The organism is Aliivibrio sifiae (genome assembly GCF_002954705.1).
In the GTDB taxonomy this organism is placed as follows: domain Bacteria; phylum Pseudomonadota; class Gammaproteobacteria; order Enterobacterales; family Vibrionaceae; genus Aliivibrio; species Aliivibrio sifiae_A.
The window spans coordinates 1,016,571-1,030,501 of record NZ_MSCO01000002.1; the positions used below are offsets into that span (position 1 = coordinate 1,016,571).

Annotated in this window: 11 protein-coding genes; 5 read left to right on the forward strand and 6 right to left on the reverse strand. The window is 39.1% G+C overall.

The annotated features are described in order from the left end of the window. The 5 genes from glpD to BTO22_RS15555 all read right to left on the reverse strand — a co-directional run. Positions 1 to 1,543: glycerol-3-phosphate dehydrogenase (gene glpD / locus BTO22_RS15535; RefSeq protein WP_105056255.1), on the reverse strand; the 1,543-nt coding region annotated here is incomplete at its 3' end. Between the two features lie 181 nt (positions 1,544 to 1,724). Continuing rightward, positions 1,725 to 2,492: a DeoR/GlpR family transcriptional regulator gene (locus tag BTO22_RS15540; protein ID WP_105056256.1), complete on the reverse strand. Its 768-nt coding sequence runs from the start codon at positions 2,490 to 2,492 to the stop codon at positions 1,725 to 1,727. 189 nt (positions 2,493 to 2,681) lie between these two features. Then, positions 2,682 to 4,196, reverse strand: a complete 1,515-nt coding sequence (gene glpK / locus BTO22_RS15545; RefSeq protein WP_105056257.1) for a glycerol kinase GlpK — start codon at positions 4,194 to 4,196, stop codon at positions 2,682 to 2,684. Positions 4,197 to 4,246: 50 nt separating this feature from the next. Further along, a complete protein-coding gene (locus BTO22_RS15550; RefSeq protein WP_105056258.1) occupies positions 4,247 to 5,101 on the reverse strand; it encodes an MIP/aquaporin family protein in 855 nt (284 codons plus the stop codon). A 458-nt stretch (positions 5,102 to 5,559) separates the two neighbouring features. Further along, entirely contained in the window at positions 5,560 to 6,357 is a 798-nt protein-coding gene (locus tag BTO22_RS15555; protein WP_105056580.1) for a hypothetical protein, read from the reverse strand. A 257-nt stretch (positions 6,358 to 6,614) separates the two neighbouring features. Here BTO22_RS15555 and BTO22_RS15560 point away from each other — a divergent pair, with 257 nt between their 5' ends. The 4 genes from BTO22_RS15560 (at position 6,615) to BTO22_RS15575 (ending at position 10,946) form a co-directional block, all read left to right on the forward strand. Then, positions 6,615 to 7,811 carry a leucine-rich repeat-containing protein kinase family protein gene (locus BTO22_RS15560; RefSeq protein ID WP_105056259.1) on the forward strand — a complete coding sequence of 399 codons (1,197 nt, stop codon included), beginning with the start codon at positions 6,615 to 6,617 and terminating at the stop codon, positions 7,809 to 7,811. A 156-nt stretch (positions 7,812 to 7,967) separates the two neighbouring features. After that, a complete protein-coding gene (locus BTO22_RS15565; protein ID WP_105056260.1) occupies positions 7,968 to 8,930 on the forward strand; it encodes an HlyD family secretion protein in 963 nt (320 codons plus the stop codon). Beyond that, positions 8,923 to 9,849 (forward strand): ABC transporter ATP-binding protein, encoded by a 927-nt coding sequence (locus tag BTO22_RS15570; RefSeq protein ID WP_105056261.1) that lies wholly within the window; start codon positions 8,923 to 8,925, stop codon positions 9,847 to 9,849. Before BTO22_RS15565 ends, BTO22_RS15570 begins: the two co-directional genes overlap by 8 nt. Then, positions 9,846 to 10,946: an ABC transporter permease gene (locus tag BTO22_RS15575; RefSeq protein ID WP_105056262.1), complete on the forward strand. Its 1,101-nt coding sequence runs from the start codon at positions 9,846 to 9,848 to the stop codon at positions 10,944 to 10,946. The genes BTO22_RS15570 and BTO22_RS15575 overlap by 4 nt, the downstream gene beginning before the upstream one ends. Before the next feature lie 104 nt (positions 10,947 to 11,050). On the opposite strand, the gene astB is transcribed toward BTO22_RS15575, so the two are convergent. Continuing rightward, the gene (gene astB / locus BTO22_RS15580; RefSeq protein WP_105056263.1) at positions 11,051 to 12,385 is read right to left on the reverse strand and encodes an N-succinylarginine dihydrolase; all 1,335 of its coding nucleotides are present in this window, start codon (positions 12,383 to 12,385) and stop codon (positions 11,051 to 11,053) included. A 321-nt stretch (positions 12,386 to 12,706) separates the two neighbouring features. Here astB and BTO22_RS15585 point away from each other — a divergent pair, with 321 nt between their 5' ends. Next, positions 12,707 to 13,891, forward strand: coding sequence for a putative manganese transporter (locus tag BTO22_RS15585; RefSeq protein ID WP_105056264.1), 1,185 nt, complete (start codon positions 12,707 to 12,709; stop codon positions 13,889 to 13,891). Positions 13,892 to 13,931: the final 40 nt, after the last annotated feature.

Consider the following 13,931-nt stretch of genomic DNA (forward strand, 5'->3'; position numbering starts at 1 on the left):
CTGCTTTTTTCAGTTGTATATTGTTTTTATTTACGATGCTATTCTCTATATATAGAGATAATTCGTTTTTCTCTTCTTCATTCAAATACAAACCTAATTTCGTTCTACGCCACAGTACATCTTCTGCTTTCTGAGAGAACTCATGTTGTATTAAATAATCAATTTCAGCTTGATATACCCCTTCTGAGAATCTTATTCCCATATCACCTTCACAAGTAATGTTCTCTAATAAAGTCCAAACTAAAGTACCGAATTGATTCACATAGCGAATTGCTGTTTTTTCTGCTAACCATTGATGCTTAGTACAAATATTATTTACTAATTGTTTACGTGGGTAATCAAAATCTCCCCCCGGTAGCGCTACATTTTTGGTCCACGACGTTCCTATCTTCATAAAATATGGGCTTAGCATCTTCATTGCAGTTTCTGCTAATTTTCGGTATGTCGTTAGTTTTCCACCAAAAATAGACAATAATGGTGCTTGGTCTAACTCTTGTTCTAGCTCTAGAGTGTAATCACGAGTAATCGCTTGAGGAGAATCAGATTCATCATCACACAATGGACGCACGCCACTGTAAGTCCACACAACATCATCACGCTGAATTTGATCAACAAAATGCTGGTTCACTACATCAATTAAATAATTTACTTCATCTTCTGATATTTCTACTTTCCTCGGATCACCTTTATATTCAACATCCGTAGTTCCTATGATAGAGAAGTCTTCCATGTAAGGAATAACAAAAACAATACGATTATCTTTATTTTGTAGAATATAAGCCTGCTCTTCATTATGAATTTTTGGTACGACAATATGGGAACCTTTAACCAAACGAATATTTCGTGGTGATTCATCCTCTAAGCTATCATCAAAAAATTGTTTTACCCATGGACCAGCAGCATTCACTAACGCTTTAGTTTTACGCTCAAAATGTGTGTTCGTTTGTTCATCAAAAATAGTAACATGCCAAATGTTATCAACGCGTGTTGCTTTCTCAACACGACAATAATTTTTTACTTCTGCGCCATTTTTCTCTGCAGCCATCGCATTTAAAATCACTAAACGCGCATCATCAACCCAGCAATCAGAATATTCGAATCCTTTTTTCATTTCCGGTTTCAGTAAACCAGAAGCAGCTAAATTAACAGAGTGACTTGCAGGAAGAGTCGTACGCTTGCCTAAATTATCGTAAAGGAAAAGACCAGCACGGATCATCCATGCAGGACGTAAAAATGGACGATGAGGTAAACGAAAACGCATTGGTTTAGCAATATGTGGTGCCTTTGCTAACAAAACTTCACGCTCTGCAAGCGCTTCAGACACTAAACGAAATTCATAATGCTCTAAATAACGCAAACCACCATGGATCAATTTTGAGCTTGCTGATGACGTTGCAGAAGCAAAATCAGATGCCTCATATAAACCGACAGTTAAACCGCGACCAGCGGCATCAGCAGCGATTCCAGCACCATTAATACCACCACCAACTACGATTAAATCTAAAACAGCGCAGGTTGTGTGTGTTTGGTTTCCATTATTCATAGTAGCGACCTCAAATACTCATAATGAGCGAACGAACATTAATTACGATAAAATCACGATAACTTAACTTTCGTTTTGAGTCACTTTATATTTTCGATTTCGAACATTTTGTGTGATGAAGATAAAAAAAAACCCTGATCTTAATCAAGAACAGGGATCGTTTACCGGTAAAAAGTGAGAGCTACTTAGAAATTACCTCATAAGGAATGTCATTATCTTTTAAAATAACCACGATCTCTTCTGGTGGCTCTTGATCCGTAATGATCATTTGTAACTCAGTAATACTACCTAAATTAACCATCGCATTACGACCAAATTTTGTATGGTCAACAGCAAGATAAACGCTTCGACTGTTCTCTATAATTGCTTTTTTCACACGAACTTCGTGATAGTCAAAATCCAGTAATGAACCATCGTAATCAATACCACTGATCCCTAAAATACCAAAATCTAAACGAAATTGCTTAATGAAATCGAGCGTTGCTTCGCCCACAATACCACCATCACGATTACGAACTTCACCACCAGCGAGAATAACCTTAAAGTCAGGGTTAGCCATTAAGATCATAGCTACGTTGATGTTATTGGTAACCACACGTAAATCTTTATGGTTTTTTACCAGTGCTTTTGCAACTGACTCTGGCGTTGTACCAATGTCGATAAACAATGTCGCGCCATCTGGTATATGTTTGGCAAGCGCTTCTGCTATCGTGTCTTTTTCATTTAGCTGCATCACTTTTCGTGTTGTATACGCAGTGTTTACCGAGCTTAATGGAATAGTCGCGCCACCATGATGACGGCGGATTTTATTCTCATCAGCAAGTTCATTTAAATCACGACGAATGGTTTGTGGACTGACTTTGAATTGCTCCACTAAATCTTCGGTACTGACATATCCATGTTGCTGTACTAGGTTTACGATTTCTTGGTGTCTTGATAATTGCTTCACGAATTACTCCCCTAATTTCGATCAATCAAAGACTTATATTTTTATCTGAAATTAGTGTACAAAGAAGTTTATGAAATTGGAAATAATTGCGATGAATATGCGTGATGTATATCAAATAAAGTTCGGAAAAGAAAAAGGAGCGCAATAAATGCACTCCTTTAGCTTATTTAATCATCAGATTATGACTAATTAATCTTCATCATGTAACTCAGCCCATGATTGTGCACATTTTACCGCGCGTTTCCAACCACGGTAGCGTTGGTTACGCTTATCTTCGTCATGATGAGGTTCAAACGAACGGTCAATTACTGCTTTACCCGCTAATTCATCAAGACCACCCCAGAAGCCAACCGCTAAGCCAGCAAGGTAAGCTGCCCCTAATGCCGTTACTTCAGTCACTTGTGGACGATGTACAGCAACATCTAATACATCTGATTGGAATTGCATTAGGAAGTTATTGGCTACCGCCCCACCATCAACTCGAAGTGCTGATAACTTAATGCCTGAATCCGCTTGCATAGCATCAATAACATCACGCGTTTGGTAAGCAATACTCTCTAGCGTTGCACGAATAATATGATTTGAGCCACAGCCACGCGTTAAGCCAACAATCGTGCCACGAGCATACGCATCCCAATATGGAGCGCCAAGACCAGTAAAGGCAGGAACAACATAAACACCATTTGATGAATCAACTTTAGTTGCAAAGTATTCTGAATCCTTCGCATCTGCCAACAGTTTCATTTCATCACGCAACCATTGAATTGATGCTCCGCCCATAAATACCGCACCTTCAAGTGCGTAAGAGGCTTCACCGCGTGGACCACATGCTAGTGTTGTTAATAGGCCATTGCGAGACGTTACTTTCTCTTTGCCTGTATTCATTAACAGGAAACAACCCGTGCCGTAGGTATTCTTAGCTTGACCTTGTTCAACACACATTTGGCCATAAAGTGCGGCTTGTTGGTCTCCTGCAATACCTGCAATTGGAATACGTGTCCCGCCTTTACCACCAATGTTTGTTTCACCATACACTTCTGATGATGATTTCACTTCAGGCATCATTGAAAGTGGAATATCTAGCTCTTTCAGTAGTTTTTCATCCCACTGAAGCGTATTGATATTAAACACCATGGTACGAGAAGCATTGGTGTAATCTGTAACGTGAACACGTCCTTGCGTCATCTTCCAAACAAGCCACGTATCAACCGTACCAAACAGTAATTTACCGGCCTCAGCGTCTTCACGAGCGCCTTCTACATTATCAAGAATCCACTTAATTTTTGTACCAGAGAAATATGGGTCAACAACTAAACCTGTATTTTCACGAATGTACTCTTCTAAGCCAGCTTCCTTCAGTTCTTCACACGTATCTGCTGTACGACGACATTGCCAAACAATAGCGTTATAGACAGGCTTACCCGTTTCTTTATTCCAAACAATGGTTGTTTCACGTTGGTTCGTAATACCAATTGCAGCAATTTGATCACTTCGAATACCCGTTTTCGCTAAGGTTTCAACTAACGTCGAACTTTGTGTTGCATAGATTTCAAGTGGATCATGCTCAACCCATCCTGCTTGAGGATAAATCTGAGTAAATTCACGCTGAGAAACACTGACAATATTGGCATCGTGGTCAAGAATGACGGCACGAGAGCTGGTAGTTCCTTGGTCAAGTGCAACAATGTATTTTTGCTCAGTCATGATGGAGTCCTTTTGTATATAAAATTCGTAGGGAGATAATTGTTATTTTATTAAACTTCAGCAGTTTTAGTGTCTTCTTCCACATCACACTGATTGGGAATCGTACAACCATGACCTGCTTTTGGCAGATAAGCACCAATCATTTTTGGATACGCCCAACCACCGAAACATGCACCAGCAATTGGCGCTAAAATTGGAACGATAAAGTAAGGAATCTCTTTTGCACCCGTTAATGCATAATCCCAGCCTGCTAAATAAGCAAATAGCTTTGGACCAAAATCACGAGCAGGGTTCATTGCAAAGCCAGTTAAGGGACCAAGAGATCCACCAATAACAGCAATTAATAAACCAATAAGAAGTGGATTCATTGCACCGCGAGCAGCTCCATTGTGCTCATCGCCTAGAGCTAGAATTCCAAACATAAGAACCGCAGTAATGACAAATTCAACCGCAAATGCGCCTAGCATCGATAAAGAGGGATGTGGATAAGTTGAAAAGATACCGGCTGTAGATAGTGCTTCTTTGCTGCTACGTAGGAAACCATTTGCAATTTCATAATCAGAAAATAAGTTACTGTATAACGCATAGACCAATGCCGCTGAGCAGAAAGCCCCTAATACTTGAGCAATGATATAAGGAATTATTTTTGCTTTATCAAATCCATGAAACGCCGCCAATGCAATGGTTACTGCAGGGTTTAGATGAGCACCAGAAACACCCGCAGTACAATAGATAGCAATCGCAACACCTATGCCCCATATAATACTGACTTCCCACTGGCCAAATTCTGCGCCAGTTAATACTAATGCCGCAACACAGCCAACACCAAAAAAGATCAATAAACCAGCACCGATAAATTCAGCGATGCATTGTCCAAGTAATGTATGTTGTTCATTATTCGCCATGATTCATTCCTTTGTTTCGTTATTTATTATTAAAGTAGGTTTACAGCATTCACGTTAAGCAGTGAGAAATGTACTCTTTTTATTAATAATTGATATGTCAACAGACTCAAAATGAGCATTCGAGCACAATAAATGCGTGTTAGAATATCAAAAAGAAGATCTAGAGCATAAAACAAGCAAACGAACAGGTGTGACCAGGTGTGTTATCTTATTTAAGACAAAGTGAAAAGACAAGATAATGAGAATATTGAAAGTAATAATTTCAGCCTAAATGCGTGAAGAGCCGATAAATGAATAGGATTGTGGCTTTGAAGTGATTTTACAACACTCAATAATATTTAATACAAACAAAAATGCTCGTTTTAATACATTATGAGTAAAAACGAACACTAACTAAAATAGAACGAATAAAAAATAGCCAACCAAACATGTAAGCCATTTAAAATTATACGTAAGAATTAAAATTGATAGTTAAATTCAATTCTATGATCACCATCAGAATAGTGAGTATCTTCTGTCCAGTTTGCAAAATAACGTAAATTCGCTCGCTTAGTAAGTTGATAACTGATCGCAGCTTCATGAGTCAAGATAGCATCATTATCTGTACCATAAGCGTTATTTTTGTATTCTTCTGATCCCGAAATCGTCCCTAAATACATAGGATTATAATTTATCCAAATCTTGTCGGTAATCTCTATTTTACTGTATAACCCAGCGACATAAAACGAACCATGTAGATCATAACGATCTTGCGCTTGCTGGGCACCTTGATCTTCTGCATCATACGACTCACCAGCGGCTAACCCTAACCCTGCTAAAGGATATAAACTTACAGGCCCCATTTTTGGAAGCGCTTGTATAAAACTATAAGACGCAGAGCCTTGGTTATTATCAAAATTCCAATCGACATCAACCTGAGCACCGCGTCCATTGGTTAAATCAACACTAAAGTTTCGAAAACGCAGTGAGTCAATACTATCATCATTATTTTCTCTTGCTTCTCCATTCCAACCAATCGCTTCACCAGCAATGCCTTTCACCTCAATAATGTTCATACCCATAGTAGTATCACTACCAGTATCATAAGTTTGCCCCATTTTAAGGTTTAATCCTTTATCGGTATAGCCAGCACCTGCTTGTGTATATACCGCCAATGGATCTGACATATCTTGTACATCATCATTGTTTTCTTCAGCCATTGCCGTTGAGCCAAAAGTCAGTGCTCCTAACACTATTACTGTTTTTTTATTCCACATATCCATCGTACTTCTCCACGCAATTTAAAGTACATCCATTTACTCCACGTCAGTTATAAATATTTTTATCATTAGTAAGTGACGATACGCGATGCTTAGTTTCGAGCCAATGGCCCCAAAGTTATATAGATTATAACCAAATCGTTATATTAGATTTCTAGTATTAAACGCCGTACAATTAACGCTAAATTTTAGGCTGTTCATTCCAAATGACACTTTTTAATCAGCATCATATAAACGACAATAGGTAGATCGATTTGCATACATTAGCGCAACTAAAATCCGGTGAATTACAAGGCATCACTCGACTTCAATTAAGTGAAAAACTCACTTCGTTTCCACTTGAGATTCTATCTCTTGCTGATTCATTAGAGATCTTAGATTTGTCTAATAATCAATTAACTGATCTGCCTATTGAGATGACTAAACTGACTAAGCTAAAAGTTTTCTTTGCTTCTAATAATCCATTTACTGTCTTCCCAAACACACTCGCCTTGTGTAAAAGCCTTGAAATGATTGGTTTTAAATCATGCCAAATCCAGCATGTCCCTGAGAATGCATTTCCTGAAAAACTACGCTGGCTGATCTTAACGGATAACCAAGTGAACGTATTACCAAACTCTTTAGGTAATTGCCATTTAATGCAAAAACTGGCGTTAGCAGGAAATAAACTAACAGAACTGCCAAAGAATTTATCTCAGTTACATAGCCTTGAGTTATTACGGATCTCTGCCAACCAATTAACTGAATGTCCTGAACAACTACTAGATTTACCAAAGCTGGCATGGTTTGCCTTTGCGGGTAACCCTTTTTGTAAATCGGACCTAAAAGTAAAATCAGTACCAAGCATATCGTCTTCTGACTACACATTAGAAAATGTATTAGGGCAAGGTGCATCAGGTGTAATTTCTAAAGCGCGTTGGAATAAAGAACAAACGGATTTTCCACAAGAAATTGCAGTTAAAGTATTTAAAGGTGAAGTCACTAGTGATGGCTACCCTGAAGATGAACTGCAAGCATGCTTAAAAGTCGGAAACCACCCCAGTTTAGTGCAGTCATTAGCGCAAGTAAGTGAAGATAACTACTTAGCGTTAATAATGAATTTAATCCCTGCTCATTACAAAAATCTTGGATTTCCACCAAGTTTAGAAAGCTGTACGCGTGATACTTTCCCTGAAGGGTTTCGTTTATCATTAGATCACATCAATAAAATGGTGGCAGAAATGCGTAATGTCTTTGAACACCTGCATGATAACCAAGTATGCCATGGCGATTTATACGCACATAACACCTTATTTGATGAAGACGCTAATATGATTTTTGGCGACTTTGGTGCCGCGAGTATGTACCACATGCTAAGTGACTCTCAGCAGCTAAAAATTAGAGCTATTGAAGAGCGTGCATTGAATCATTTTGTTGATGATCTAATGAGTGTGCTTCACTCAAAAGCATAATTAAACGAAAGCGTATTTTAAATTGAATTAAATAATTTGCGCTTATCATTACACCGAGTATAGTTTCTTTAAGTACCTAATAAGCAATTGATATTACTTTAAGCTATCACGAAATCCTGATTAGGCTATAAGTAATCGATATCAGGAGATTTAAAAATGAAACAGCTATTCTTCGGATTTGTATGTGCCGTGCTATTACAGGGTTGCGGCTCAGATAAACATGATGAAGCATTAGGAACCTTAGAGCGAGACCGAGTCACTTTCTCAGCGACTTCAAATGAAATTATCCGAGCCCTACCTATCAAAGAGGGCAGTGAAGTTAAAATTGGCGACATATTAGTCCAATTGGATACTAAAAATCAAAACGCCGTCCTTACTCATGTCATCGCAAACGCAGCTAAAGCCCAAGCTTATTTATTACGCTTAACTAACGGGGAACGCCCAGAAGATATTGCATCAGCCAAGGCCAAAGTAGACCAAGCAAAAGCACAGCTTATTGATGCTGAAAAAAATTACCGTCGGATGGTTGAGCTTGTAAAGAAGAAACTCACTAGCCAATCCAATAAAGATACTGCCCTCGCCTCCCGTGACTCCGCACGCGCTACATTAAACTCAGCCAATGAAGAGTTCTCAAAATTAACCGCAGGGGCAAGACCAGAAGATATCGACCAAGCAAAAGCTGAACTTGATGCTATGAATGCTGAAGTGATATTACAGCAACAGAAACTGGATGAACTAACTATCGTCGCCACTCGTGACGGCATTTTAGATAATCTTCCGTATAACCTTGGTGAGCGTGTACCTGTCAATGGTTTTGTTGCCGTTATCCAAGCTAATCGTATTCCTTATGCTCGTGTTTATGTTCCGGCCTCTTATCGAGTTGGATTCATCCCTGGTAAAACATTTTCAGTCACTGTTGATGGTATTAACTCTCCATTTAAAGGAACCGTTCGTTGGGTTTCCTCTGAACCGTCATTTACGCCATATTACGCCTTAACAGAAGAAGACCGATCTCATTTAATGTACTTGGCGGAGGTAGATTTACCTGAATCTGCGGCCTCTTTACCTTCTGGTGTACCTGCTCAAGTTCTCTTAAAAAAGGACAATATAGATGACTGAGTTTGCAATTCAAGCCACTGATGTTGTGAAAAAATTTGGAGATTTTACCGCTATCGATGGCATTAATTTATCCGTACCTAAAGGCTGTATTTATGGCTTTTTAGGCCCTAACGGTTGTGGTAAATCTACTACCATTCGAACCTTAACCGGCCTATTAAGCCCTACATCTGGTCATGTAGATGTACTTGGTTTAAGTATCCCTAAAGAATCAGAGGATCTTCGTTTAAAAATTGGTTATATGACACAAAAGTTCTCTTTGTATGATGATTTGAGTGTAGAAGAAAATCTCGAATTCATTGGTCAAATTTTTGGTATGGAAAAACAAACGTTACTCCTACGTATTACAGAGCAACTCTCTACCTATGGGCTTGACCAATTACGAAAACAACGAGTATCAGGCATGAGTGGAGGTCAAAAACAGCGCCTCTCACTGGCTGCAGCAACCATGCATAAGCCTGAACTATTGTTTTTAGATGAACCAACCTCTGCGGTTGATCCTGAGAATCGTCGAGATTTCTGGGAGCAACTATTTGATTTATCAGACAAAGGAACCACCATCCTTATCACAACCCATTACATGGATGAGGCTGAACGTTGCCACCGATTGGCGATAATGGAATCAGGCGTTATTCGTGCCGATGGAGAGCCAGAGGCATTAATGGCTAACATGGGGGTTAATATCGTTGAAGTGAAAACAGATAATTTACGCACATTAAAGAACATACTAGTTCAACGTAATGAAATCAGATCTGCAGCCCAAATAGGTATTCGATTACGAGTACTTATTCATCAAGATATTAACGACCCCATTTCATGGTTAAGAGCTGAATTCCCTGAATTAAAAAATGCCGAAATGAATATCGCACGTCCAAGTTTAGAAGATGTCTTTGTTACCGTCACTGGAAAGGGCCGCCAATGAAATCACTTAATCGTATGAAAGCTATTATGGTTAAAGAGATCCGTCAATTATCACGTGATAAGTTGACCTTTGGTATGGTTATTATGATCCCTTTAATTCAGTTGTTATTGTTTGGCTACGCCATTAATACTGATATTAGAGATATACCTATTGCGGTTGTTGACCAAAGTGAGAGTACTTTTGGTCGACTCATTACTGAATCAGTGAAAGTCACGCAAGTCGTCAGTGTTGAGCAATATTATCCAACAGTAAAAGAAGCTGAAAAAGCAATTCAACAAGGTGTGGTTCGTGCTGCGCTAATACTACCCAAAGACATTACACAACGTATGGTACAAGGCAGAGAGCTAGGCCAATGGATTGTAGATGGTTCAGACACTATGATAAGTGCAGCCATTCTTGGATTGCAAAGCATGCCATTAAGCGATTTGGATTTTGATATTCGCAATAGTGCCCATGCTAAAACATTTGAGGTGACGCTATTTTATAATCCTAGCCGACAATCCGCAGTGAACATTGTGCCGGGGTTATTAGGCGTCATCTTAACCATGACAATGATACTCTTCACCAGCTCAGCCATTGTACGAGAGCGTGAAAGAGGAAACTTAGAGCTGCTCATTACCACTCCGATTCACTCTTTTGAACTAATGGTTGCTAAAATCATCCCTTATATCTTTGTCGGCTTGATTCAAGTATTTATTATTCTTGGGTTAGGGTATTTCATTTTTGACGTTCCGATTAATGGCTCATTAAGTCAAATTTTGCTCGGTACATTGTTATTTATCTCTGCCAGTCTTACGCTTGGATTAGTTATTTCAACCATCGCTAAAACACAGCTTCAAGCGATGCAGATGACGATATTCATTCTATTGCCATCGATTTTATTATCAGGCTTTATGTTTCCCTATGAAGGAATGCCCGTCGTTGCACAATGGATAGCAGAAGTTTTACCTGCGACTCACTTCATGAGATTAATTCGAGGCATTGTTTTACGCGGCGCTGATTTAATTGATTTGTGGAGAGATACTGTCTGGATGATCATTTTCACCATCATTGGTTTATTCATTGCTTCAAAACGATTTAAGAAATCATTGGATTAAATGAAGTAACAGTATTGGCACTAAACTACCATATAGCTACGATTTACAATGTAAAAGGTAAAAGCCAGAACTCTCACTCTGGCTTCTTCTTAATATATATCGCTTTATTTTTGGAAAGGATACACCGAGCCTAGCTGAATGATTTGTGTTAACTCATCTAATGCTGCACGCGATTCCAATAACAACTGTGGATCCGCAAGATCTTTGTCTTCAATACGATCTCGATAGTGCTTATCAGCCCACAGATTTAACGTTGTAAATAGCTGATCGTTCATCAAGGTATGTTGATTAACTGCTTTTTTCTCTGCTTCATTTAACACCACACGGAGACGTAAACACGCTGGCCCACCGCCATTTTGCATACTCTGTTTTAAATCAAAGGTATGCAACTCATCAATGCCGCGTTTTTGTTCGACTAACTCATTTAGGTACGCCCATACTCTTGGATTCTCACGACAATGTTGTGGAAGAATGATCAAGGTAGCGCCATCCGATTTAGTGATTAGCTGACTGTTAAAAAGATACGTTTCAACTGCATCTTGCACCGACACTTTATCTGTTGGCACTTCAATAACATTAAAGCCAGAACCATAAGAAGCACTTAGATCTAACTTCACTTGTTCTTGATTCAAAAATGCTTGTTGATGGCAAAATAAGGTATTTTTATTACCAACAGCAATAACATCATTATGGAATACACCTTGGTCAATCACATCAGGATTCTGTTGTGCAAACACCGTAAATTGATCGCGTAAACCATGCGTTCGTGCAATCGCTTCACTGGCTTCTAATGTCTGGCGTGCTGGGTATTTTTTCGGAGCAAGGTAGCTCTCATCAAACGCACTTTTACCAAAGACAAAGAACTCAATGCCTTGTTCGCCATATTCATTACAAAAACGCGTGTGGTTTGCCGCCCCTTCATCACCAAAGTAATCACTGTGAGGCAACGCTTCATGGTGAGCAAAGTGTTTTTCATCTGCAAATGTTGCTTTTAAAATATTGCCAGTGACTTCATCTTCAATTGAACGATGAAACTTATTAATTAAGTTAGCAGGAGTAAAATGCACCTTGCCATCAGAGGTATCGGCACTTGGAGAGACAGTACCTGCGTTTGCTGTCCACATACTTGAGGCTGAGCTACATGCAGCAAGTAATTGTGGTGAATATTGATGAGATTTTTGTAACACTTCAGCGTCTGAGCCAGAAAACCCTAAACGACGCAGAGTATGAATGTCTGGACGCTCTTGTGGCGCTAATACCCCTTGAGTAAAGCCCATATCATGCAGAGCCTTCATTTTTTCTAAGCCTTGCTTTACGGCTTGTTTTGGGTTAGATGCACCAGATTTATTATTTTTAGAGGCAATATTCCCTACCGATAAACCACTGTAGTTATGCGTTGGCCCAACAAGGCCATCAAAATTCGCTTCAACTGCTTTCATATATTCCCTCATGACTGTTCTCTTATCGCTAACTAAGCTCTTTGACTTAATCTATTTATTGGGCTGATAGTAGCAAATTAAACTCAGTCAGCAGCATTTGATTTCACCAAACAAGCGCACAATCACAACTTTTACTTAACATTCAGCGACTTTTAATTAACTATTCTCTGTTATCAAATAACTATGCAGATTTTTATTCTAATCACTTAGCTTCCATAAAATTAATCTATTCATCGGTAAAAACTATCAAAATGATAGTTGATAATAATTCTCACTTACATATACTAATAATCATTCGCATTTACTGATGGCTTTATAATTATGATGACTAGCAATTCATTTTCACAATCGTTCTCGTTTTCGCAGTTTTCACTGCAGCATAAACGTTTATTACTGCCTATCACGTTATTAGCTTTAGTGGGTGCAGAAGCAACACGAAAGATCACCGTTACGACTTTATCTGATGCTTTTTGGGCGGTATCTACCTACGTAGCTTTCACATTGGTTATTTACCATTACCTATCAAACATCATGGGTAAAACCAACCGTATTACTGCGCTTTATAATAAATCTCGTACCAATCAAGTGGTCTTCTCTTCGTTACTTGGTGCCTTACCGGGCTGTGGTGGCGCTATCGTTGTGACTACGCAATACATCAGCGGGAAAGTTGGTTTTGGCTCAGTCGTCGCTGTATTAACGGCTACCATGGGTGATGCCGCGTTCTTATTAATTGCAGCGCAACCTAAAGTGGGATTTGGCGTAATGGCATTAGGCGTTGTTGTTGGTGCTGTCTCAGGCATTATTGTGAATGCATTACATAAAGACGATTTTTTACGCCCTGAGACTCAAGAAGTCATAGAGCCAAAGCGTGATATTCCATGCTTACAAGTAAAAGCTATTAACCTACAAGGTGCATTTTGGAAGTGGGTACTAGTTCCAGCAACCATCATTGCGGTATTAGGTTCTTTTCAAGTCGATATTAACCAATTACTCTATGTTCCTGAGCACACGATTGAATGGATTGGCGCAATACTAGCAATTGGCAGCATGATGTTATGGTCGTTAACCAAGGAGATCAGTGATTATCAATCTACGGTTTCAGAAGACAATAAATGCATTAGCTCTCACCCTATTCAGAAAGCAGCACAAGATACTAACTTTGTTTCTGCTTGGGTAATTGTCGCTTTCTTAATTTTTGAATTAACGACTTACTTCTCTGGCGTTGATTTACACACGGTATTCCTAGGTTATGGAATGTGGATGCCGCTGATTGGTTTGGCTATTGGGTTACTCCCAGGTTGTGGTCCTCAGATTTTAGTAACTAGCCTGTATTTATCCGGTGCGATGCCGATGTCAGCACAGCTTTCAAATGCAATCTCAAATGATGGTGATGCACTTTTCCCTGCGATTGCATTAGCTCCCAAAGCAGCAATGGTTGCGACCTTCTACTCAGCAGTTCCTGCCTTTGTGGTTGGTTATGGTTACTACTTCTTGTTTGAGATGTAACTTGTTGCTAGATCGTAACAATAACCAAACCAAAATAAGT